Source organism: Serratia sp. CY43202 (genome assembly GCF_052168755.1).
GTDB lineage: Bacteria > Pseudomonadota > Gammaproteobacteria > Enterobacterales > Enterobacteriaceae > Serratia > Serratia bockelmannii.
Map to the genome: position 1 here is coordinate 60,231 of NZ_JBJNMB010000001.1, position 20,811 is coordinate 81,041.

General features: G+C 60.4%; 18 protein-coding genes, 6 tRNA genes and 2 other RNA genes. 10 read left to right on the plus strand and 16 right to left on the minus strand.

What is annotated here, in order from left to right; translation table 11 throughout:
• Positions 1–101: 101 nt before the first annotated feature.
• Positions 102–1,394 (plus strand): enterochelin esterase, encoded by a 1,293-nt coding sequence (fes, locus tag ACJ8J5_RS00300; protein WP_060433789.1) that lies wholly within the window; start codon positions 102–104, stop codon positions 1,392–1,394.
• 27 nt (positions 1,395–1,421) lie between these two features.
• On the opposite strand, the gene ACJ8J5_RS00305 is transcribed toward fes, so the two are convergent.
• The 10 genes from ACJ8J5_RS00305 to ACJ8J5_RS00350 all read right to left on the minus strand — a co-directional run bounded on the left by ACJ8J5_RS00305 (position 1,422) and on the right by ACJ8J5_RS00350 (position 6,545).
• Entirely contained in the window at positions 1,422–2,228 is an 807-nt protein-coding gene (locus ACJ8J5_RS00305; protein WP_060433787.1) for an ABC transporter ATP-binding protein, read from the minus strand.
• 17 nt (positions 2,229–2,245) lie between these two features.
• A complete protein-coding gene (gene fepG, locus ACJ8J5_RS00310; RefSeq protein WP_173889279.1) occupies positions 2,246–3,283 on the minus strand; it encodes an iron-enterobactin ABC transporter permease in 1,038 nt (345 codons plus the stop codon).
• Positions 3,283–4,338 (minus strand): Fe(3+)-siderophore ABC transporter permease, encoded by a 1,056-nt coding sequence (gene fepD / locus ACJ8J5_RS00315; protein WP_060433785.1) that lies wholly within the window; start codon positions 4,336–4,338, stop codon positions 3,283–3,285. Before fepD ends, fepG begins: the two co-directional genes overlap by 1 nt.
• A 215-nt stretch (positions 4,339–4,553) precedes the next feature.
• Positions 4,554–5,561, minus strand: a complete 1,008-nt coding sequence (gene fepB, locus ACJ8J5_RS00320) for a Fe2+-enterobactin ABC transporter substrate-binding protein (RefSeq protein WP_173889275.1) — start codon at positions 5,559–5,561, stop codon at positions 4,554–4,556.
• A 207-nt stretch (positions 5,562–5,768) separates the two neighbouring features.
• Positions 5,769–5,893, minus strand: a non-coding RNA gene (locus ACJ8J5_RS00325) — RtT sRNA.
• 75 nt (positions 5,894–5,968) lie between these two features.
• Positions 5,969–6,093, minus strand: a non-coding RNA gene (locus ACJ8J5_RS00330) — RtT sRNA.
• Between the two features lie 75 nt (positions 6,094–6,168).
• A tRNA-Lys gene (locus tag ACJ8J5_RS00335) sits at positions 6,169–6,244 on the minus strand.
• A gap of 7 nt (positions 6,245–6,251) precedes the next feature.
• A tRNA-Val gene (locus ACJ8J5_RS00340) sits at positions 6,252–6,327 on the minus strand.
• A gap of 38 nt (positions 6,328–6,365) precedes the next feature.
• Positions 6,366–6,441: transfer RNA gene (locus ACJ8J5_RS00345), tRNA-Val, on the minus strand.
• A gap of 28 nt (positions 6,442–6,469) precedes the next feature.
• Positions 6,470–6,545 (minus strand) — tRNA-Val (locus ACJ8J5_RS00350).
• Between the two features lie 294 nt (positions 6,546–6,839).
• Between ACJ8J5_RS00350 and gltX the strand changes: the two genes are divergently transcribed.
• A complete protein-coding gene (gene gltX, locus ACJ8J5_RS00355; RefSeq protein WP_025303764.1) occupies positions 6,840–8,255 on the plus strand; it encodes a glutamate--tRNA ligase in 1,416 nt (471 codons plus the stop codon).
• 67 nt (positions 8,256–8,322) lie between these two features.
• On the opposite strand, the gene ACJ8J5_RS00360 is transcribed toward gltX, so the two are convergent.
• Positions 8,323–9,108: a formate/nitrite transporter family protein gene (locus tag ACJ8J5_RS00360; protein WP_043143749.1), complete on the minus strand. Its 786-nt coding sequence runs from the start codon at positions 9,106–9,108 to the stop codon at positions 8,323–8,325.
• Between the two features lie 308 nt (positions 9,109–9,416).
• On the opposite strand from ACJ8J5_RS00360, the gene ACJ8J5_RS00365 reads away from it, so the two are divergent.
• Both ACJ8J5_RS00365 and ACJ8J5_RS00370 read left to right on the plus strand, forming a co-directional pair.
• Positions 9,417–9,492, plus strand: a tRNA-Ala gene (locus ACJ8J5_RS00365).
• 60 nt (positions 9,493–9,552) lie between these two features.
• Positions 9,553–9,628: transfer RNA gene (locus ACJ8J5_RS00370), tRNA-Ala, on the plus strand.
• 118 nt (positions 9,629–9,746) lie between these two features.
• Here the strand turns inward: ACJ8J5_RS00370 and ACJ8J5_RS00375 are convergent.
• Positions 9,747–10,934 carry a NupC/NupG family nucleoside CNT transporter gene (locus tag ACJ8J5_RS00375; RefSeq protein WP_004936373.1) on the minus strand — a complete coding sequence of 396 codons (1,188 nt, stop codon included), beginning with the start codon at positions 10,932–10,934 and terminating at the stop codon, positions 9,747–9,749.
• Positions 10,935–11,311: 377 nt separating this feature from the next.
• Between ACJ8J5_RS00375 and ACJ8J5_RS00380 the strand changes: the two genes are divergently transcribed.
• On the plus strand, positions 11,312–12,547 hold the full coding sequence (locus ACJ8J5_RS00380) for an Nramp family divalent metal transporter (RefSeq protein ID WP_033635427.1): 1,236 nt from the start codon (positions 11,312–11,314) through the stop codon (positions 12,545–12,547).
• Positions 12,548–12,588: 41 nt separating this feature from the next.
• Here ACJ8J5_RS00380 and ACJ8J5_RS00385 read toward each other — a convergent pair whose 3' ends face one another.
• Positions 12,589–12,999, minus strand: coding sequence for a DUF2502 domain-containing protein (locus ACJ8J5_RS00385; protein ID WP_414105037.1), 411 nt, complete (start codon positions 12,997–12,999; stop codon positions 12,589–12,591).
• Between ACJ8J5_RS00385 and ACJ8J5_RS00390 the strand changes: the two genes are divergently transcribed.
• On the plus strand, positions 12,998–13,231 hold the full coding sequence (locus tag ACJ8J5_RS00390; RefSeq protein WP_414105038.1) for a hypothetical protein: 234 nt from the start codon (positions 12,998–13,000) through the stop codon (positions 13,229–13,231). The two genes, ACJ8J5_RS00385 and ACJ8J5_RS00390, sit on opposite strands and share 2 nt — an antisense overlap.
• On the opposite strand, the gene mgrA is transcribed toward ACJ8J5_RS00390, so the two are convergent.
• Positions 13,223–14,212 (minus strand): L-glyceraldehyde 3-phosphate reductase, encoded by a 990-nt coding sequence (gene mgrA, locus ACJ8J5_RS00395; protein ID WP_414105039.1) that lies wholly within the window; start codon positions 14,210–14,212, stop codon positions 13,223–13,225. The two genes, ACJ8J5_RS00390 and mgrA, sit on opposite strands and share 9 nt — an antisense overlap.
• A gap of 188 nt (positions 14,213–14,400) precedes the next feature.
• On the opposite strand from mgrA, the gene ACJ8J5_RS00400 reads away from it, so the two are divergent.
• Entirely contained in the window at positions 14,401–16,062 is a 1,662-nt protein-coding gene (locus ACJ8J5_RS00400) for an alpha-keto acid decarboxylase family protein (protein ID WP_414105040.1), read from the plus strand.
• Here ACJ8J5_RS00400 and ACJ8J5_RS00405 read toward each other — a convergent pair.
• Positions 16,059–16,928 (minus strand): LysR family transcriptional regulator, encoded by an 870-nt coding sequence (locus ACJ8J5_RS00405; RefSeq protein ID WP_414105041.1) that lies wholly within the window; start codon positions 16,926–16,928, stop codon positions 16,059–16,061. The two genes, ACJ8J5_RS00400 and ACJ8J5_RS00405, sit on opposite strands and share 4 nt — an antisense overlap.
• 97 nt (positions 16,929–17,025) lie before the next feature.
• Between ACJ8J5_RS00405 and ACJ8J5_RS00410 the strand changes: the two genes are divergently transcribed.
• Both ACJ8J5_RS00410 and ACJ8J5_RS00415 read left to right on the plus strand, forming a co-directional pair.
• Positions 17,026–17,478, plus strand: coding sequence for a multidrug/biocide efflux PACE transporter (locus ACJ8J5_RS00410; protein WP_049300106.1), 453 nt, complete (start codon positions 17,026–17,028; stop codon positions 17,476–17,478).
• A gap of 66 nt (positions 17,479–17,544) precedes the next feature.
• Positions 17,545–18,237 carry an aspartate/glutamate racemase family protein gene (locus tag ACJ8J5_RS00415; RefSeq protein ID WP_060433779.1) on the plus strand — a complete coding sequence of 231 codons (693 nt, stop codon included), beginning with the start codon at positions 17,545–17,547 and terminating at the stop codon, positions 18,235–18,237.
• On the opposite strand, the gene ACJ8J5_RS00420 is transcribed toward ACJ8J5_RS00415, so the two are convergent.
• Positions 18,234–19,481, minus strand: coding sequence for an ion channel protein (locus ACJ8J5_RS00420; protein ID WP_049207375.1), 1,248 nt, complete (start codon positions 19,479–19,481; stop codon positions 18,234–18,236). The genes ACJ8J5_RS00415 and ACJ8J5_RS00420 overlap by 4 nt on opposite strands.
• Before the next feature lie 310 nt (positions 19,482–19,791).
• Between ACJ8J5_RS00420 and glk the strand changes: the two genes are divergently transcribed.
• A complete protein-coding gene (glk, locus tag ACJ8J5_RS00425; RefSeq protein WP_060433777.1) occupies positions 19,792–20,754 on the plus strand; it encodes a glucokinase in 963 nt (320 codons plus the stop codon).
• Positions 20,755–20,811 lie beyond the last annotated feature (57 nt).

A 20,811-nucleotide genomic window follows, 5' to 3' on the forward strand; every position in this document is an offset into this window, starting at 1 on the left:
AATTGGTTACATTTTATTGAAAATACAAATGATTCTCAATGCCATTTGCATTGTCAAGAAAGCAAAAACCGCCGGGTGCGGTAAACAGGGAAAAAGGAAAAATGCATTCGCTTCATGCTGATGGCCTGGTGCTCAACCTGCTGCAAAGGCCCGATCTCGGCGGGGAAGATTGGTGGCGTCAGGTCGCGGAGTTGGGAACACCGCTCGTTGAACCGCTGCCTGCAGCTCAGGTGCGCGTTACCTTTTTCTGGCGCGACCCATGGGGCGATGAACGGCGCTCGCCGATTAAAAAGGTGTATGTCGATATCAACTGCGTGACCGACCATCACAGCCCCTCGCCACAGAGTCTGGAACGCTGGCCGGGTAGCGATATTTGGTGGTGGCAGTTCACTATTCGCGGAGATTGGCGAGGTAGTTACAGTTTTATACCCATTGAGACGGCGCAACTGCCGCCCGCTTTTACCGGCGATGCAGCTCAGCGCCGGCAGCAACAGCGTCAGTGGTGGTGTTCGTTGTTTCCGTTGATGCGCCATGATCCGCTCAATCCAGTGGCGCCGCACTGCAGCAGCCGCGGTTTCCCGTTGTCTGCGATACATTTGCCGGCGGCGCCGGATCAATCAGCGTGGCGGGCGTTGGACGCCGGGCAAGTATTGCCCGCCGCGTCTGAGCGTTTGCAGCACTTCTTTTGGCACAGCGAACGATTGGCTAACCGACGCAACATCTGGCTGTACGCCACCGGCGCAGGGGAAGATCGCCCGTTAGTCGTACTGCTGGACGGGCAATTTTGGCTGCATGGCATACCGATTTTTTCCGCACTGGACGCCGAGACACTCAACGGAAGGCTGCCGCCTGCGCTTTATCTGTTTATCGACGTGATAGACATGGCGCGGCGTGCGGAAGAATTGGCCTGCAATGCGGCTTTTTGGCGGGCGGTGCAAGAGGAGCTGCTGCCGCAGGTGGCGACGCGTGAGTCTTACAGCGACGATCCGCAGCGTACGGTGGTGGTGGGGCAGAGTTACGGCGGGTTGGCGGCATTGTATGCCGGGTTGCATTGGCCGCAGCGTTTCGGCTGCGTATTGACCCAGTCAGGCTCTTTTTGGTGGCCGCATATCGAAGCGATGATGAACCCTGCCGAGGAATATACCGCGGACGTCGGTTGGCTGACTGAGCAGGTGCGTGGGGGCTTGTGCGCCGCAACGCCGCTGCGCGTCTTTCAAGAGGCTGGTGAAGGGGAGAGGGACATCCATCAGGTCAATCGCCAAATGCATCGGGCGCTGGTGGAGGCGGGACATCGGGTCGATTATCGCGTGTTCGCCGGCGGACATGACGCCGTCTGCTGGCGCGGCGGTTTGATCGATGGGCTGCGGGTGCTGTTGGCCCCCTGTCATGGCTAAGCGAAGGCCGGGGTAACCCGGCCTTTTTCATGCCTGCGGCGCGTCGCAGTGGTAGCGGCCGCGCGGGATCACCAGCGGCGTGTGGGACAGCGGATCGTCGATGATCATGCACGGCATGCCGAACACCCGTTCCACCAGCTCGGCGGTAATGATCTCCGACGGTTTCCCCTCAGCCACGATCTTGCCGTCGCGCATGGCGATGATGTGATCGGCATAGCGGCAGGCGTGGTTGAGATCGTGCAGCACCGCGATGAGGGTTTGGCCGCGCTCGCGGTTGAGCTGGCGGAACAGATCCAGCAGCTCTATTTGGTGCGCGATGTCGAGGTAGGTGGTCGGTTCATCCAGCAGCAGCAGCGGCGTTTGCTGCGCCAACGCCATCGCCACCCAGACGCGCTGTCGCTGTCCGCCGGACAGCTCGTCGACGCTGCGATCCGCCAGCTGGCTGACGTTGGTGGCCGCCATGGCGGCTTCCACCGCCTGTTTGTCGGCCTGCGTCCACTGTTTCAGCAGGCTCTGGTGCGGATAGCGGCCGCGCGACACCAGGTCCGCCACGGTAATGCTGTCCGGTGCGATCGAGGTTTGCGGTAGCAGGCCAAGCTCGCGCGCCAGCGCCTTGGTGGCGAAACTGCTGATGTTCTTGCCGTCCAGCATCACTTCGCCGGCGCTGGGTTTCAGCAGGCGGCACAGGGCGCGCAACAGCGTCGATTTGCCGCAGGCGTTCGGCCCGACGATCACCGTGAAGGCGCCGTCGGGGATCGCCACGCTCAGATCGTTAGCGATGATTTTATTGTCGTAGCCCAGCTTCAGGTGCGAGGCGTGCAGGCGGTGGCTCATGGCATTATCACTCTTCATTATCTGCGGGCCTCACGGATGAGCAGCCAAATCAGGTACAGGCCGCCGATGCAGACGGTCACGACCCCGACCGGCAGTTGGATCGGCGCGAAAAGATGTTGGGACACCACGTCGGCGCTGAGCAGCAGCGCTGCGCCCATCAGCGCCGATGACGTCAGGGTGACCGAGGATTGTCCGGCCAGGCGGCGGGCGATCTGCGGCGCCGCCAGCGCGATAAAGGAAATCGGCCCGGCGGTGGCGGTGACGGCGGCGGTGAGGGTAACGCCGAACAGCATCAGCCACAGCCGGCTGCCTTCGGCGTTCACGCCCAGCGCGCGCGCCGTGTCGTCGCCCATTTCCAATAGCTGCAGCCGTTTGCCCATCAGCAGCGCGGCCGCGGCCGCCAGCAGGATGAACGCCGTGGCGGGCTGGGCTTTCTGCCAGGTCATGCCGTTGAGCGAACCGGCCTGCCACATGGCGGCGTCCATGGCGCGCTCCAGCGAAGCGGTGATGATCAGCCAGGTATTGGTGGAGACCAAGACCGCGCTGATGGCGATGCCGACGATGATCAGCCGGAAGCCGGCGATGCCTTGCCGCCAGGCCAGCAGGTAGATGGCCAGCGCGGCGAGAATGCCGCCGGCCAGCGCGCCGCCGGCGATGTAGTAATAGCCGCCGTTGAACAGGGTGATGGCGATCAGCGCGCCGGTGTAAGCCCCCATGTTAAAGCCAATCACGTCCGGGCTGCCGAGCGGGTTGCGGATAATCGACTGGAAGATGGCGCCGCTCATGCCGAGCGCGCCGCCTAACAACAGCGCCATGGCAATACGCGGCAAACGCCATTGGGTGACCACGGTGACCAGATTTTTCGGCGCCTCGCCGCTGAGCGCGGCAAAGACCTGTTCCAGCGAAAGTTGCAGTGTGCCGTAGCACAGCGCGGCGACGGCCATCGCCAGACACAGTGCCAACAGTGAAAGGTTGACCAGCAGCAGGCGCAGCGCCATGCGCCAGTTGATGACGCCGTCCGGGCGGCCGATATGCAACGTGTGGGGCAGACTCATCACAGACCCCCCAGCGTTTTCTTGCGGCGCACCAGCCAGATCAGCACCGGCGCGCCGATGAAGGCCGCCACGATGGAAACCCGCAGTTCACCGGCCGCCAGCAAGCGGCCGACCACGTCGGCGCACAGCAGTAAAATCGGCGCCAGCAGCATGGAGTAGGGCAGGATCCAGCGCTGGTCGGGGCCGACCCACCAGCGGGCGATATGCGGCACCATCAGGCCGATGAAACTGATTGGGCCGACGGTGGCGGTCGCCGCGCCGCACAGCAGCGTGATGGCGATCACCGCGACAATCTGAGTCAGCACTACGCGCGCGCCGAGCGCGATAGCCAAATCTTCCCCCATACCGATGGTATTCAGCGGCCGGGCGATGAGCAGCGTCAGCAGGCAGCCGAGCAAAATGGCGGGGGCGGTGACCGGCAGCGTGGACAGCGTGCGGATATCCAGCGTGCCGGCCTGCCAGAAGCGCAGTTGGTCGAAGGTTTGCGGATCGATCAGCGACAGCCCGGTGGTGATGCCGATCAAAACCGCGCCGATCGCCACGCCGGCCAGCGTCAGCCGCACCGGGTTGATGCGCCCGCCCGCCAGCGTGCCGATCAGGTAGACCAGCAGGGTGGTGAGGGCAGCGCCGACGAAGGCATAGGCCATATAGCTTTCAGTGGTGGCGGCGCCGAAAAACATGATGCCGATGACCACGGCGAAGCTGGCGCCGGCGTTGATGCCGAGCACGCCAGGATCGGCCAGCGGATTGCGCGTCAACGCCTGAATCAGCGCGCCGGCGGCGCCGAGCGCCATGCCGGCTAAAATGCCCGCCAGCGTACGGGGCACCCGGGCGTTGAGAATGATGGTGCTGTCGGAACCGCTCGCGGCGCCCTGCAGGCTGAGCCAGACGGTATGGAAGGGGATGGCCTTGGAACCCAGCATCAGGCTGGCAATGATGCACAGCAGCAACAGCACCAAACCGATACCGAACCCGGCGAGGCGTTTGAAGCCACTGGCGTAAGCTGCGTGCGGTGCGGACGAAAGCGTCCGCTCAGTCGGAGTGGGTACGTTCACACCGGTAACTCCTGTATGATTTTTATTCTCATTGTTATTTGCGTTCATGCGGGGTGGCAATAGTAGCACGAGTTTACGCCCGCATGCACCCGCCGGTTGGTGGCAAAGGTGCGTTGACGATGTTAATAACTATTGATATTTCAATTGATTGAATGTGAACGATCGCCCCGCTTGCGGAAAGCGTCGGCAGGCGTCTGGCCTGCCGACGATGTGGCTCAGGGTTTTTTGAACAGCCGTTCGATTTGGTTCAGCATGTTGGTGGCGCTGTAATAATCGAGGCGGAAGGTGTCGTTGCCGACGGCATAGACGTGCCGCTGTTCCACCGGCTCCAGATGTTTAAGGAACGGGTTGGTCAGCACCTCTTGCACTTTGCGCTCATTGGTGGCGAACAGGATCAGGGTTTTGCCGTTCAGGCCTTCGGCCATTTTTTCGCCGGAGATCTGGATGATGTCATGGCGTTTACCCATGCTGGCGTTGCCTTTGGCGCTTTCCGGCGGGGTGGCCAATTGGAAGCCAAGCTGGGTCAGCAGCTTGCCCTGGGCGGAGCCCGGTGTCCACAGCATGGCCTCGCGGCCGTTGTCGGCATACACCAGCGGCGTGGTCGGCTGTGGCGGCAGCGCGATCGCCTGCTTCACTTGCTCCACGCGCTGTTCGAAACGATCCTCCGCCTGTTTGGCGCCGGCTTCGTGACCGGTGATCTCACCGAGCTCGCTGGCCAGCTGTTGCCAGCTTTTGTCGCCATAATCGAGTACTAACGTCGGCGCAATGGCGGACAGCTGATCGTACAGCTTCAGCGCTGAATCCCCGCCGGTGGCGGCGACGACGATCAAATCCGGCGCGGCGGCGGCGACGGCTTCGGCATTGGGCTCCACCTGATACAGCCGTTCGACGTGGCGCTGTTTGGCCACTTCGCTCCACTGGGTAAAGAAGCCTTGTTTATCGGCCACCAGGGGATTTGGGCTGGTGGCGGCGCTGGCGACCACCGGGGCGTCGATCGCCAGCAGCGTACCGGTGATGGTGACGCTGGTGGACACGATGCGCAGCGGTGGTTTTTCCAGCGTGAACTTCCCTTTGGCGCTATCGATGGTGCGCGGCCAACTGCTGTCGGCAGCGGGGGCGGACGGTTTCTGCCCGTCGCTCTTGTCGTCCGGGCCACAGCCGCTGAGCAATAGGCTGGAAGTGGCGATGAATGCAATGAACAGCTGGCGTAAGGATAGGGTCATGAGCGGGCTCTTTCTTTCCTTGAACTAAGGCGTATCAATCCGGCGGCGGATTGGCTGCGTGGTGGATGCCCGCTAATTTACCATTCAAGCCGCCAAAATGATAACCATTCGTATCTCAGCGCGTGGTGAATAAAGAAAGAATACGAAGAAAAGGGAAGTGGGTGAGACAGAAACGGAAAAAGCGCCCAAAGGCGCTTTTTTCTGAATGGGTGGGTCGTGCAGGATTGATTCGGCCTGTGGCCTCACCCTACGGGCAACGCTGCGCGTTGTCGTATCGCTGCGCGATGCTCGAACCTGAACGCAGGATCTCACCCGCACGACTCAGTGGGCCATGTCAGTAAGAAGATAAAGGCAGAGTCAGGTGGCGCAGAAACGAAAAAAGCGCCAAAAGGCGCTTTTTTCTGAATGGGTGGGTCGTGCAGGATTGATTCGGCCTGTGGCCTCACCCTACGGGCAACGCTGCGTGTTGTCGTATCGCTGCGCGATGCTCGAACCTGAACGCAGGATCTCACCCGCACGACTCAGTGGGCCATGTCAGTAAGAAGATAAAGGTAGAGTCAGGTGGCGCAGAAACGAAAAAAGCGCCAAAAGGCGCTTTTTTCTGAATTGGTGGGTCGTGCAGGATTCGAACCTGCGACCAATTGATTAAAAGTCAACTGCTCTACCAACTGAGCTAACGACCCGCAGAAGTGGTGGGTGATGACGGGCTCGAACCGCCGACCCCCTCCGTGTAAAGGAGATGCTCTACCAACTGAGCTAATCACCCACTTCAGGACTTCCAGGTACTGCTAAACGAGAGAATGATGGTGGGTGATGACGGGCTCGAACCGCCGACCCCCTCCGTGTAAAGGAGATGCTCTACCAACTGAGCTAATCACCCTCATTCGTTCTCATTTTTCTCAACAAGATGGTGGGCGATGACGGGCTCGAACCGCCGACCCCCTCCGTGTAAAGGAGATGCTCTACCAACTGAGCTAATCGCCCCGTCTTGTTGGAGTCGCATTATAGGGATAGTTCAAAGTGAGTCAACGCTTTTTAAAATGATTTCAATCGTTCGCCGCAAATTTAGGCAGGGCGCGATAATTATCGCCAGCAGCGCCGATTCTTTGCGCGATGCTATGCGAAACTCGCCGCAAAACGCGCGAAATCGACCGGCGCAATATCGTGTCGGCGTTGAGGAATTAGCGCGTGGTGATACAATGTCGTCCACTCTTTTTTCAATTCCGAGCAATCGTCGGCCATCGCCGACACGCGTTGCGTAATAAGGCAGTGAACCCAATGAAAATCAAAACCCGTTTTGCACCGAGCCCGACCGGCTATCTTCACGTCGGCGGCGCGCGTACCGCACTTTACTCCTGGTTGTTCAGCCGCCATGCGGGCGGTGAGTTCGTTCTGCGTATCGAAGATACCGATCTGGAACGTTCGACCCAGGACGCGATCGACGCAATTATGGATGGCATGAACTGGTTGAACCTGGATTGGGATGAAGGTCCGTATTTCCAGACCAAGCGTTTCGATCGCTACAACGCGGTTATCGACGAAATGCTGGAGCAGGGCACGGCCTATAAATGCTATTGCTCCAAGGAACGTCTGGAAGCGTTGCGCGAGAAGCAGATGGAAAACGGCGAGAAGCCGCGTTACGACGGCCACTGCCGCGACAGCCAGTGCAGCCACACCGACGACGAGCCGCACGTGGTGCGTTTCCGCAATCCGCAGGAAGGGTCGGTGATCTTCGACGACAAAATTCGCGGCCCGATCGAATTCAGCAACCAGGAGCTGGACGATCTGATCATCCGCCGCACCGACGGTTCGCCAACCTATAACTTCTGCGTCGTCGTCGATGACTGGGATATGGAAATCACCCATGTGATCCGCGGTGAAGACCACATCAACAACACCCCACGCCAGATCAACATTCTAAAAGCGCTGGGTGCGCCGGTGCCGGAATATGCGCACGTGTCGATGATCCTCGGCGACGACGGTAAAAAATTGTCCAAGCGCCACGGCGCCGTGGGTGTCATGCAGTACCGCGACGACGGCTATCTGCCGCAGGCGCTGCTGAACTACCTGGTGCGCCTGGGTTGGTCCCATGGCGATCAGGAGATCTTCTCCATCGATGAGATGAAAGAGTTCTTCACGCTGGAAGCGATCAACAAATCCGCCAGCGCCTTCAACACCGAGAAGCTGCAGTGGCTGAACCACCACTACATCAACCATATGCCGGCGGAAGAAGTGGCGGTGCATCTGGCATGGCACGTTGAGCAACTGGGCATTGAAACCCGCAACGGTCCGGAACTGAAAGACCTTGTCAAGCTGCTGGGCGAGCGTTGCAAGACGCTGAAAGAGATGGCGGAGTCTTGCCGTTACTTCTACGAAGACTTCAGCGAGTTCGACGCCGACGCCGCCAAGAAGCACCTGCGCCCGGTCGCGCGTCAGCCGCTGGAAGCGGTGCGTGCCAAGCTGGCCGCCATCACCGTCTGGACGCCGGAAAATGTGCACGACGCCATTCAGGGCACGGCGGATGAGCTGGGTGTCGGCATGGGCAAAGTCGGCATGCCGCTGCGCGTCGCGGTGACCGGCGCCGGCCAGTCGCCGGGCATGGACGTGACCGTGCATGCGATCGGCCAGAAGCGCTCGCTGCAGCGTATCGATATGGCGCTGGCTTACATCGCCGAGCGTGAAGCCCAGGCCTGATTAGGCTGATACGCCGTAAATGAAAAAGCCCCGTGGAGCGATCCCGGGGCTTTTTTATTGCTTGCTGTCAGGCTTGTTCGCCGGCCGGCAAACCCGGACGGTAGGCGATGAAATACATCAGCCCGACAAAGCCGGCGCCGCCCAGCGCATTGCCGAGAAATACCGCGACGAAATTAGGCAGATACTGTTCCCAACCCATGCCGCCGGCAAAGATGGCCGCCGGGATGATGAACATATTCGCCACCACGTGCTGGAAGCCGATGGCGACAAAAGCCATGACAGGGAACCACATGCCGATCACTTTGCCCGGCACATCTTTGCTGGCGAAGGCTAACCACACCGCCAGGCACACCAGCCAGTTGCAGCCGACGCCGGAAATGAAGGCGTGCAGGAAGTCCGCATCCACTTTGGCCTGCGCGATCGCCAGCGTCTTATGCAAGAACGCGCCTTCGGTCAGGCCCAGCAAATGGCCGAAGAAGTACGCGACGGCCACGCTGCCGGCCAGGTTGGCCAGAGTGACCCAAAACCAGTTGCGCAGCACGGCGATGGCGGGGATTTCGCGGGCAAACCAGGCCATCGGCAAGGTCATCATGTTGCCGGTCAGCAGTTCGCCGCCGGCCAGAATGGTCAGGATCAAACCGATAGGGAAGACCGCGGCGCCCAACAGGGCGCCGAAAGAGCCCCATTCAGCCGGCAGGGTGCCGATGACATGAATATCCAGCAGGAAGCCGGTGGCGATAAAGGCGCCGGCGAGAAAGCCCAGAATCAACAGATTAGCGAGAGGGGCGCGGCTTTTGTTTACCCCGGCCTGAACGGCGAGGGCGGCGATTTCTTTTGGTGAATGCAAAGACATGACGGACTCGGTTTATAGTAATAAAGTTTATGGCGCGGGCAGTCTATGCCGCTCGGGAGCCCGACTCAAGCGCATTTCGCTAACATTCCGTTAATTAAAAATCAACGTGATATGCAGGGTCTTTTGCTATTTTGAGATGTAGCGCGCAAAATGGATGAACTCTGCACAAACTGATGATTTTTTGGCGCCAAACATGCTGATTTGGCGGCTTTTTCAACGCTTGATTCAGTAATTCAATTTAGCCGTTGACAGCTTTGAATGGGTTTCATATTATGCGCCCCGTTCACAGCACAAAGTGATTGTGGAACGGGGCTATAGCTCAGCTGGGAGAGCGCTTGCATGGCATGCAAGAGGTCGACGGTTCGATCCCGTCTAGCTCCACCAACCTTCTTCTCAGAGAGGTTGGGGAATACCGTAACGCCGGTCAACGCGTACCACTTTTTTGGGGCTATAGCTCAGCTGGGAGAGCGCTTGCATGGCATGCAAGAGGTCGACGGTTCGATCCCGTCTAGCTCCACCACCATTTAAAAAGCCGACCTTAGGGTCGGCTTTTTGCTTTTCGTCATTTATCCTTCGCCGAATGCCAAGCAATAAAAAAGGCGCCCGCAGGCGCCTTGTTATCGTCGTCGGTTCGAGGCTTAGCCCAGCACCAGACCCGCGATGGAAGCGGACAGGATGCTGACCAGCGTAGAGCCGTACACCAGCTTCAGACCAAAGCGCGACACCACGTTGCCCTGGTGTTCATTCAGGCCCTTGATCGCACCGGCCACGATGCCGATGGAAGAGAAGTTGGCGAAGGACACCAGGAACACCGACAGGATCCCCAGGCTGCGCGGCGACAGCTCGGCAGAGACTTTCTGCAGCTCCATCATGGCCACGAATTCGTTGGAAACCAGCTTGGTCGCCATGATGCTGCCGACCTGCAGGGCTTCGTGTTTAGGAATGCCCATGATCCAGGCGAACGGATAGAAGAAGTAACCGAGGATTTCCTGGAAGCTCAGGCCGAAGATAGCGCTGAATACGCCATTGAGCGCGGCGATCAGGGCGATGAAGCCAATCAGCATCGCGGCGACGATAATCGCTACTTTGAAGCCGGCCAGGATGTATTCACCCAGCATTTCGAAGAAGCTCTGGCCTTCGTGCAGATTGCCCAGATGCAGCTCTTCTTCTTTATTGGTGTCGTACGGGTTGACCAGCGACAGCACGATAAAGGTGCTGAACATGTTCAATACCAGCGCCGCCACCACGAACTTGGCGTCCAGCATGGTCATGTAGGCGCCGACGATGGACATGGACACCGTAGACATCGCGGTCGCCGCCATGGTGTACATGCGCTTTTCCGACATCTTGCCCAGGATATCCTTGTAGGCGATGAAGTTTTCGGATTGGCCCAGGATCAGCGAGCTGACGGCGTTGAACGACTCCAGCTTGCCCATGCCGTTCACTTTCGACAGCACGGTACCGATAATACGGATGATGAACGGCAGCACCTTGATGTACTGCAGAATACCGATCAGCGCCGAAATGAAGACGATCGGGCACAGCACCTTCAGGAAGAAGAACGCCAGGCCTTTGTCGCCCATGCCGCCGAATACGAAATCAGTCCCTTGTCCCGCAAACCCGAGCAGTTTGTCAAACAGCGCGGCAAATCCTTTTACGAAGCCCAAACCCGCTTCCGAATGCAGGAAAAAGTAGGCCAGCAGTACTTCGATAACCAGTAGTTGAATAACATAGCGAATGCGGATGCTTTTACGATCGCGGCACACCAACAGGGCCAGGATCGCCACCACCACTATCGCCAACGCAAAGTGCGCAATATGGGACATGTTTGCTCCAAATTTGAGGCAGGCTGAATTTCGGCTGTCATTTTATGTAACGCTACGTTTAAAAACGAGACTTCTATTGCAAATATGGAAAATCATAGCGGGAATTCTCCTAAAGTGTTGCGCAAAAGCATAAAAAATCAAGATGTTAAAGCAGAAATAGGAAATTCGTATTCTTGTGCTAACCTGTCTTTCAGGGGTATTGCAGCCAAAATCCCATCAGAAAAGCATGGAAATCGGCAAGCTCCGCGCTGAACCCTTCGATAAAACCATTAATGTTGGCTATTACAGAGATAAGTTTTACCGCTCTAAATGCGCTTGATAATTATTATCATTTATATAGAGTGGAGATAAACGTAATTTCAGTAAGGGTTCAACATATGCTGAACAGTCGCGTGGTTGAAACCACCTCCGGTCGCTCCGCCAGAAAAATCAAACTCTCGCTGATGGGGCCCGCCTTCATCGCCGCTATCGGCTATATCGACCCCGGCAACTTCGCCACCAACATCCAGGCCGGCGCCTCGTTCGGCTACAGTTTGCTGTGGGTCGTGGTCTGGGCCAACGTGATGGCGATGCTGATCCAACTGCTGTCTGCCAAGCTGGGCATCGCCACCGGGAAAAACCTGGCCGAGCATATTCGCGATCGTTTCCCGCGGCCGGCGGTATGGGCCTATTGGGTGCAGGCGGAGATCATCGCCATGGCGACCGATCTGGCCGAATTTATCGGCGCGGCGATCGGCTTCAAGCTGCTGCTCGGCGTGTCCCTGTTGCAGGGCGCGGTGCTGACCGGCATCGCCACCTTTTTAATTTTGATGCTGCAAAAACGCGGGCAAAAGCCGCTGGAGCTGGTGATTGGTGGCCTGCTGCTGTTCGTCGCCGCCGCTTATATCGTCGAGTTGGCATTCTCCCAGCCGCAGCTCGCGCCGCTGCTGAAGGGCATGGCGCTGCCCGATCTGCCTAACGGCGATGCGGTATTTCTCGCCGCCGGGGTATTGGGCGCCACCATCATGCCGCACGTGATCTACCTGCATTCGTCGCTCACCCAAATCGGCGGCGAGCACGACAAGGCGGAGCGCTATGCCGCCACCAAAGTCGACGTTGCCGTGGCCATGACCATCGCCGGCTTCGTCAACCTGGCGATGATGGCCACCGCCGCTGCCGCGTTTCATTTCAGCGGCCACAGCGGCATCGCCGATCTCGACGTGGCTTACCTGACGCTGCAACCGCTGCTCGGGCAAGCCGCCGCCACCGTGTTTGGTCTGAGCCTGGTGGCCGCCGGCCTCTCTTCTACCGTAGTGGGCACGCTGGCGGGGCAGGTGGTGATGCAGGGGTTCGTGCATTTCCATATTCCGCTGTGGCTGCGGCGCGCGGTGACCATGCTGCCGTCGTTTATCGTCATCATGCTCGGGATGGACGCGACGCGGATTCTGGTGTTGAGCCAGGTGCTGCTCAGCTTCGGCATTGCGTTGGCGCTGGTGCCGCTGCTGGCTTTCACCGGCAATCGGGCGCTGATGGGGGAGATGGTTAACGGTCCTGTGGTGCAAAACCTGGGCAAGCTGATCGTGCTGGTGGTGGTGGGATTGAACGGCTACCTGCTGATCGGCAGCGTGCTGTAGGCAAAAAAAGCGCGGGCCGGCATGGTGCCGGCCCGTCGTCGTTAATCGCGGTCGTCATCGCCGTGGCGGCGCCAGCGATCGCGATCATGATCGTGGTGGTGCTTTTTCTCTCTCTTCCAGTAATGCTTGTCGCAACGGCGGTCGCACTTGTAATAACGGCCATCGCGCGAGTAGTAGTATTTGCGCCAATAGTCGCGGTCGCGCCAGCGATAGCCGTCCCAGTAATAACCACGCGGGCTGCGGTCGCCGAGATAGCGGCCCTGATGGCCTTGCCACCAGTCGCGATCGCGCCAGTCGTAACCGTCCCAGTAGCGGCCGCGATTGTCCTGATCGCCGATGCGTAACGAAACGCCCGGCATCAGATCGATGCTGAGCCCTTCGGCGTGAGCCTGCTGTGCGGCGGGCAGCACCGTCGCCGCCAAGATGGCGGCCAAGAGCAGAGGTTTAAACATGACTTCTCCTTTCCGCTTGCGCGGCCTGGCCGTTAATCACTTTATGAAGCGCGTTCATCAGTTTAAAAAGCGGCCTTATCGTTATTTTTGCTGCAATATCGGCATCATAGCGCCGGCGCATAGGGTTGAATCTGAGAGCCATTCTGAAAACGGTGCGGGAGTTCAAGATTTGAGATTTTTCTGGGGTCTCGCCGCTCGATTGAGCGGCGGAATTTGTAAACGATTACAATAAGATTTTCTCGATCTGCGCGAGCTCTTCTTCACTGAAGTGACGATTGGCCAGCATGCCCACCGCGTCTTCTATCTGCGCATTCTTACTGGCGCCGATCAGCACCGAGGTAACGCGATCGCCGCGCAGCACCCAGGCCAGCGCCATCTGCGACAGCTTCTGCCCGCGTTGCCGCGCCAGCGCATCGAGGCGGCGCACCTTGTCCAGCCGCTCGTCGGTCAACTGCTCCGGCTGCAGGAAGCGGCTGCCGCTGGCGGCGCGGGAATCTTGCGGGACGCCGTGCAGGTAGCGGTCGGTCAGCAGGCCGCCCGCCAGCGGCGAGAAGGCGATCGAGCCGACGCCATGCTCCGCCAGCGTATCCAGCAATTCCGCCTCCGGCGTGCGTTCCAACATCGAATACTTGGGCTGGTGGATCACGCACGGCGTACCGAGCCGCTGCAGAATGTCGAACGCCTGCCGCGCGCGCTCGGCCGGGTAGTTGGACAGGCCGACATACAGCGCTTTGCCCTGGCGCACCAACAAATCCAGCGCCGCCATGGTTTCTTCCAGCGGCGTGTCCGGATCCGGCCGGTGGTGGTAAAAGATATCCACATACTCCAATCCCATGCGCTTCAGGCTCTGATCGAGGCTGGCGACCAGGTACTTTTTCGAGCCCCAATCGCCGTAGGGGCCGGGCCACATGGTGTAACCGGCTTTGGATGAGACGATCAGCTCATCGCGCCAGGCCCGCAGATCGGCGTTGAGAATGCGGCCAAAGTTCTCCTCGGCGGCGCCGGGCGGCGGGCCGTAGTTATTGGCCAGATCGAAATGGGTAATGCCGCGATCGAAGGCGCAGCGGATCAGGCCGCGGGCGTTGTCATACAGCGTGGCGTCGCCGAAGTTGTGCCACAGCCCGAGCGAGACGGCGGGCAGCTTCAGCCCGCTGCGGCCACAGCGCCGGTATTCCATATCTTGATAACGCGAGGGGGAGGCTTGGTAGGACATAGTTATCCTTGTCGGCGAGAGATAAAGTGCTTTGAGTGTATACGTTTCCACGCTGCACTGCCGCGGGAGCGATCACAGCGCCGGCATGTAACGTCAGGTTGCCGATCGATGTCGGTGCGTTTGTTCGAAATTTGAGCGGCATCTTCGATAATTAAGATAATCGCTCCAGCTGCAGACAGGTGATGATCATGACTCAGTCCTATACGGTGGCCGATTATCTGCTCGATCGTCTGGCCCAAATCGGCATCCGTCATTTCTTCGGCGTGCCGGGGGATTACAACCTGCAATTTCTCGATCATGTCCTCGATCATCCGCAAATTACCTGGGTGGGCTGCGCCAATGAATTGAACGCCGCCTACGCCGCCGATGGCTACGCGCGCTGCAAACCGGCGGCTGCGCTGCTCACCACCTTTGGCGTGGGGGAACTGAGCGCGTTGAATGGGGTGGCCGGCAGCTACGCTGAATACCTGCCGGTGATCCACGTGGTCGGCACGCCGGCGCAGCGCGCCCAGCGCGCCGGTGATTTGCTGCACCATTCATTGGGGGATGGCGACTTTACCCACTTCGCCCGGATAGCCAAAGAGGTGACCGTTGCGCAGGCTAACCTGACCGCCGATAACGCCGCCGTGGAGATAGACCGCCTGATCGGCGTCGCCTTGCTGGAACATCGCCCGGTTTACCTGATGTTGCCCAGCGACGTCGCGCAGGCGCCGCTGTCGGCCAAACCGGCGCCTTTGATGTTGCATCAGGCCAAACTGTCGCGCAGCGCATTGCAGGCATTTATCGCCGCCGCGCGCGAAAAGCTGCTGTCGGCGCGGCGGGTATCGTTGCTGGCGGACTTCCTGGCCGATCGCTTCGGCGCCGAAGCGGTACTGGACGAGTGGATGCAGGAGGTCGACATTCCGCACGCTACGCTGCTGCTCGGCAAAGGCGTGCTGGATGAGAACCGCGCCGGTTTTGTGGGTACCTACTGCGGCGGCGCCAGCGATCCGGCGGTGAAACAGCTTATCGAAAACGCCGATGTGGTGATCAGCGTCGGGGTGCGTTTGACCGACACCATTACCGCCGGTTTCACGCATCATTTGCCGGTGGAAAAATGCATCGATATTCAGCCGTTCGAAGCCTGGGTCGGGCGGCGGCGCTTTAGCCGCATTCCGATGCGCGAGGCGGTGCAGGCGCTGCATCGTCTGAGTCTGTCGCTGGCGTCGCGTTGGCCGTTGCCGCCGATCGTCCGCCCGGCCCTGCCGGAAGGCAATGGGGAAGGGTTGGATCAGCACGCCTTCTGGCGGCAGATACAGGATTTCCTGCGGCCGGGGGATATCGTGCTGGCCGATCAGGGCACCGCCTGTTTCGGCGCGGCGGCGCTGACGTTGCCGCGCGGCTGCCGGCTGATCGTGCAGTCGCTCTGGGGATCGATCGGCTATACCCTGCCGGCGACGTTCGGCGTGCAGACTGCCGAACCGCAGCGCCGGGCAGCATTGCTGATCGGCGACGGCGCCGCGCAGCTGACCGTGCAGGAACTGGGATCGATGCTGCGCGACGGGCTTAAGCCGGTGATCTTCGTGCTGAACAATCAGGGGTATACCGTTGAACGCGCGATCCACGGGCCGGAGCAACGTTATAACGACATCGCGCGCTGGAACTGGACGCAGCTGCCGTCGGCGTTGGCCGGCGAGCGGCCGGTGAAGGCGTTGCGGGTCAGCGATCCGGACGGATTGCGTCAGGCGCTGCGCGAGGTAGCGGACGACGAACGGCTGGCCTTCATCGAAGTGATGCTGCCGAAGATGGACATTCCGGAACTTCTCGATACCGTCTCCCGCGCCATTCAGGCGCGCAACGCCGCCGCTTAGGGCAGGGTATCGCCCAGCAGGCGCTCCAGCATCCAGAACCCCGCCGGGCCCGGCGGGGTCAGTTTGGACCATACCGCATCCACCGAAATCAGTTTTGGCCAGCCGCGCGGCCGCAGCTGGGTGAGCCTGCCGTGGCCGTATTGCTGCACCAGCCAGTGCGGCAACACCGCCCAACCGAATCCTTGTTCCGCCATCTCCAGCAACAGCAGATAGCTGGGCGCCGACCAAACCAGGCCACCCTGTCTGGCCGCCTCGGCGCCGGTGTAGGTATTGAGGATCAGTTGGCGGGTGCTGGACAATTGCTCTGGCGTCGGCGCGGCGACCTGCGCCAGCGGATGCTGATGGGCGACGAACAGCCCCATTTCGGTCTGCTCAGGCAGCCGGGAGAAGGCGATATCCGGCGGATAACGTTTTTGCACTTCTACCATGCCCAAATGCGCGCGGCCGCTTTGCAGCAGATCGATAACGTCGCCTTCCTCGGCGATCATCCATTCCAGCTCAATTTCCGGGTAGCGCTGTTCGAACAGCTGCATTAACCGATCGTGATGCTTGGGCTGGTAGGTATCGGAAAACACCATGCTCAGGCGCGGTTCAACCTCGCCCGCCAGCTGAATGCTCAGGGCGTTGAGCCGTTCGCTGGCCGCGAGGATCGCCTGTACGTGCCCCAGCACTTTGCGGCCGGCGGCGGTGAGCACCGGCTGGCGCGCGCTGCGATCGAACAGCGTCAATGCCAGGTCGGCCTCCAGATTGGCGATGGCGGTGCTGACGGTGGATTGGCTTTTACGCAGCTTGCGCGCGGCGGCGGAAAATGAGCCGAGGGCGGCGGCTTCCACGAACGCCTGTAACGCTTCCGGTGAATAGTGCATATGTATCTACTTTATCGATGGAACCTATTTTTAATCTACCCAAAAAAACGATGATAATCACCTGGCTTTCGCAACAACTGTTGAAAAAAGGTGATGTATGCAACTGCAAAACAAGTCTCTCATTGAACGTATCGTCCACGCCGTCGGTTTCGAGGCCATCGCCGTGATGGTTTGCGCCCCGCTGGGCGCGTGGTTGTTGAACCGCTCAATGGTGCAGGTCGGTGCGTTGGCGGTGATGCTCTCCACCGTCGCGATGCTGTGGAACATGGTTTACAACACGGTGTTCGACCGCCTGTGGCCGGCCAGCCGGGTGGTGCGTAACCTGAAGGTGCGTGCGCTGCACGCCGTCGGCTTTGAAGCCGGTTTTATCCTGATCGGCGTGCCGATCGCCGCCTGGATGCTGAGTATCTCCTGGGCGCAGGCGTTTATGCTGGAAATCGGTTTCTTCCTGTTCTTCCTGCCGTACACCATGGCCTATAACTGGCTGTACGACACGCTGCGCCAGCGCTGGTTCGAAGCGCGCCAGCCGATCAATTCCGGCGCCAAATAAGGCGTCGTCAGCCCGGCGATTCTCAGGTAAGGTCAGAGGATCGTCGGAAATGCTGAGGAACGAAGGATGAAAGTGTTGGGTCTGCTGGGCGGCATGAGTTGGGAATCCACCATTCCGTATTACCGCACCATCAACGAGCAGGTAAAGGCGCGCCTCGGCGGGCTGCATTCGGCCAAAATCGTGCTCTACAGCGTCGATTTTCAGGAAATTGAACGCTTGCAGCATCAGGGCGATTGGGATGGTGCCGGCCGGCTGCTGGCCGAGTCCGCCGTGGCTTTGCGCGCCGCCGGCGCCGAAGCCATCGTGATCTGCACCAACACCATGCACAAGGTGGCGGAGGCGGTCGAGCAGGCCAGCGGCCTGCCGCTGATTCACATCGCCGACGCCACGGCGCTGCAGGTGCGGGAAAAAAACATTCGCCGCGTCGGGCTGCTGGGTACGCGTTTTACCATGGAGCAGACCTTCTACCGCGGCCGCCTGCAGGAATTGCACGGCATTGATGTGGTGACGCCGCTCAGCGCCGATCGTGACATCGTGCACCGCATCATCTATGACGAGCTGTGCCTCGGTAACATTCGCGACGCCTCGCGCGATGAGTATCGCCGGATCATCAGCGACCTGGAGCAACAGGGCGCGCAGGGGATTATTTTCGGCTGCACCGAGATAGGGTTGCTGGTGAGCGAGCGGGATGCGTCGGTGCCGGTGTTCGACACCACCGCGATCCACGCCCGCGCCGCCGCGGCGTTCGCGCTGGACTAATCGTCGTGCGGCGGTTGCCGGCGGTTCACCAGCATCAGCGGTTTGCCTGCCAGCGTCAGCCAGGCGGGCAGCATCACGATGCATAAGACGGGCAGCAGGTGCAGATCCGGCACCACCGCCACTGCCATGAACAGGCTGAGCCAGCCGTCGCGCGTGACCACCAGCACCAGCCCCATAATGGCGCAGGAGACGGTGATCGCCGCCGGCACCGCCGGAACGTGCTGGTGCAGCATCAGCCCCAGCGCCACCCCGACGAACACCGCTGGGAAGATGCGCCCGCCGCGAAAGCCGCTGGCGGCGGCGATCACCAGCGCCGCCAGCTTGGTCAGGGTAACGGTCAACAGCGCCGGCACCGAATAGTTGCCGTCTGCCGCGAGGCGCTTCATTTCATCCAGCCCTTTGAACAGGGTAATCTCTCCGCCCACCAGCGCCAGCAGGCCCAGCACAAAGCCACCCAGTCCTAACATCAACACCGGATTCTTCATCGAATGGAACAGGCGGTGAACGTGTGGGAAGCACCACAGCGCCACCATGCCTAGCGCGATGGCGATCAGCGCCACGATGGCGCCGCTGAAGATGTCCGGCAGTCGCGTTACGTCGTAGGCGTCGAGCTGCAGGGCGAAATTGGGTACGAAGAACAGCTGGGTGGTGACCGCGCCGGCGGCGGCGGCCACCAGCGGGGCGAACAGCCGATCCCACAGCGGCGTTTCGTTATTGCCCGCCAGGGTTTGCGAGAAGATCAGTGCGGCGGCGACCGGCGTGCCGAACATCGCGCCGATGGTGCCCGCGGCCGCCAGGATGATCCAGTCCATGCGCGGCACCTTCGGCAGCAGGCGCGCCCCCGCCGTCGCCACCAGCGCGATATTGATGGCGGTGATCGGGTTTTCCGGCCCCAGGCTGACGCCGCCGGCCAGGCCGACGATCAGCGCCAATCCCAGCCCCGGCAGGGCGGAGAGCGGCAGCGGCATGCCGATCAGCGATTCCGTCGCCGGATCCGGCCCGGCGTGGCCCGGCATGTAGCGCACGATCAGGCCGACCGCCACACCGGTCAGCGTCAGCATGCCGAGCGGCCACCAGGGTGCCTGGGCGTCCAGGCTCAGCGCGTCGGGCAGCGTCACCCACAGCCATTGCTGCAGCGTAGCGGCGACTTTCATCATCAATAGCAGCACCAGACTGGAGGCGGAACCGATAATCAGCGCAGGCAAAGCAAAGGCCAACATGGCATTGGCGCGCGGATGCAGCATGGATAATCCCTTGTCGATGCCTCCATGCAGGGCAGGGAGAGCGGGTGGTTGGGCAGTGGCCACAGCTTGCCAGACTATCGGCGAGCAGGCACGCATTGATATTGCCCGGCGTCGATGACGGTTAACAGTCGCGGCGGCGCGTTTTTTGCCGCAATTTGTTTCAAATCGCGGCATCACGGGCAAGCTGAAACGTTTTTTGTGATCCGGATCGCTATTGGGGCGCAGATCCGAGGCGGGTGATTGTTGTTTTCGCAGCAGGATTTTACAGTGTGGGCAGCTTTTTATTTTTCATTTTGCGGAGACGAAATCAATGACCTATGCCCTCGTGGGTGATGTTGGCGGCACCAATGCCCGCCTGGCGTTGTGCACTGTTGCGACGGGTGAGATTACCCAGGCGAAAACCTATTCCGGCCTGGAGTTCGACAGCCTGGAGGCGGTGATCCGCCACTACCTGAAAGCGTGCGATATCGAGGTGCAGGATGCCTGTATCGCGATCGCCTGCCCGGTGACGGAAGACTGGGTCGCGATGACCAACCACAGCTGGGCGTTCTCTATCAAAGAAATGAAGGCCAACCTGGGGTTGAGTCATCTGGAAGTGATCAACGATTTCACCGCCGTCTCGATGGCGATCCCGATGCTCTCGCCGGACGACGTGCTGCAGTTTGGCGGCGGCGATGCGCAGCCGGGCAAACCGATCGCGGTGTACGGCGCCGGCACCGGGTTGGGCGTCGCCCACCTGGTGCACGTCGATCGCCGCTGGGTCAGCCTGCCGGGCGAGGGCGGCCATGTCGATTTCGCGCCGAACAGCGAAGAAGAGGACATTATTCTGGAGGTGCTGCGCGGTGAAGTGGGGCACGTTTCCGCCGAGCGCGTGCTGTCCGGGCCGGGCCTGGTCAACCTGTATCGCGCTATCGTCAAGGCGGACAATCGCCTGCCGGAGAAATGGGAGCCGAAGGACATCACCGAGCGGGCGCTGGCCGACAGCTGCATCGACTGCCGCCGTGCGCTGTCGCTGTTTTGCGTGATCATGGGGCGCTTCGGCGGCAACCTGGCGCTGAATCTGGGCACCTTTGGCGGCGTGTACATCGCCGGCGGCATCGTGCCGCGCTTTATGGAATTCTTCAAGGCCTCGGGCTTCCGCGCCGCTTTCGAAGACAAGGGGCGCTTCCGCGACTATGTGCGAGACATTCCGGTGTTCATGATAACCCATGGCCAACCGGGCCTGCTGGGGGCCGGCGCGCATCTGCGCCAGACGCTGGGCATGCAGCTGTAAGCAACGCGGCGGCACGATAAAAAAAGGGGCGCAACCCACAGGTTGCGCCCCTTGTCG

Excerpts from the sequence above, each read along its gene's own strand:
- ACJ8J5_RS00375 (WP_004936373.1), bottom strand. The coding sequence starts at position 10,934 with ATGTCCCATATTGCGCACTTTGCGTTGGCGATAGTGGTGGTGGCGATC.
- ACJ8J5_RS00410 (WP_049300106.1), top strand. The coding sequence starts at position 17,026 with ATGCAACTGCAAAACAAGTCTCTCATTGAACGTATCGTCCACGCCGTC.
- ACJ8J5_RS00385 (WP_414105037.1), bottom strand. The coding sequence starts at position 12,999 with ATGTTTAAACCTCTGCTCTTGGCCGCCATCTTGGCGGCGACGGTGCTG.
- ACJ8J5_RS00415 (WP_060433779.1), top strand. The coding sequence starts at position 17,545 with ATGAAAGTGTTGGGTCTGCTGGGCGGCATGAGTTGGGAATCCACCATT.
- ACJ8J5_RS00390 (WP_414105038.1), top strand. The coding sequence starts at position 12,998 with ATGACTTCTCCTTTCCGCTTGCGCGGCCTGGCCGTTAATCACTTTATG.
- fepG (WP_173889279.1), bottom strand. The coding sequence starts at position 3,283 with ATGAGTCTGCCCCACACGTTGCATATCGGCCGCCCGGACGGCGTCATC.
- ACJ8J5_RS00305 (WP_060433787.1), bottom strand. The coding sequence starts at position 2,228 with ATGAGCCACCGCCTGCACGCCTCGCACCTGAAGCTGGGCTACGACAAT.
- ACJ8J5_RS00400 (WP_414105040.1), top strand. The coding sequence starts at position 14,401 with ATGACTCAGTCCTATACGGTGGCCGATTATCTGCTCGATCGTCTGGCC.
- fes (WP_060433789.1), top strand. The coding sequence starts at position 102 with ATGCATTCGCTTCATGCTGATGGCCTGGTGCTCAACCTGCTGCAAAGG.
- ACJ8J5_RS00420 (WP_049207375.1), bottom strand. The coding sequence starts at position 19,481 with ATGCTGCATCCGCGCGCCAATGCCATGTTGGCCTTTGCTTTGCCTGCG.
- ACJ8J5_RS00360 (WP_043143749.1), bottom strand. The coding sequence starts at position 9,108 with ATGTCTTTGCATTCACCAAAAGAAATCGCCGCCCTCGCCGTTCAGGCC.
- ACJ8J5_RS00405 (WP_414105041.1), bottom strand. The coding sequence starts at position 16,928 with ATGCACTATTCACCGGAAGCGTTACAGGCGTTCGTGGAAGCCGCCGCC.
- glk (WP_060433777.1), top strand. The coding sequence starts at position 19,792 with ATGACCTATGCCCTCGTGGGTGATGTTGGCGGCACCAATGCCCGCCTG.
- ACJ8J5_RS00380 (WP_033635427.1), top strand. The coding sequence starts at position 11,312 with ATGCTGAACAGTCGCGTGGTTGAAACCACCTCCGGTCGCTCCGCCAGA.
- fepB (WP_173889275.1), bottom strand. The coding sequence starts at position 5,561 with ATGACCCTATCCTTACGCCAGCTGTTCATTGCATTCATCGCCACTTCC.
- gltX (WP_025303764.1), top strand. The coding sequence starts at position 6,840 with ATGAAAATCAAAACCCGTTTTGCACCGAGCCCGACCGGCTATCTTCAC.
- mgrA (WP_414105039.1), bottom strand. The coding sequence starts at position 14,212 with ATGTCCTACCAAGCCTCCCCCTCGCGTTATCAAGATATGGAATACCGG.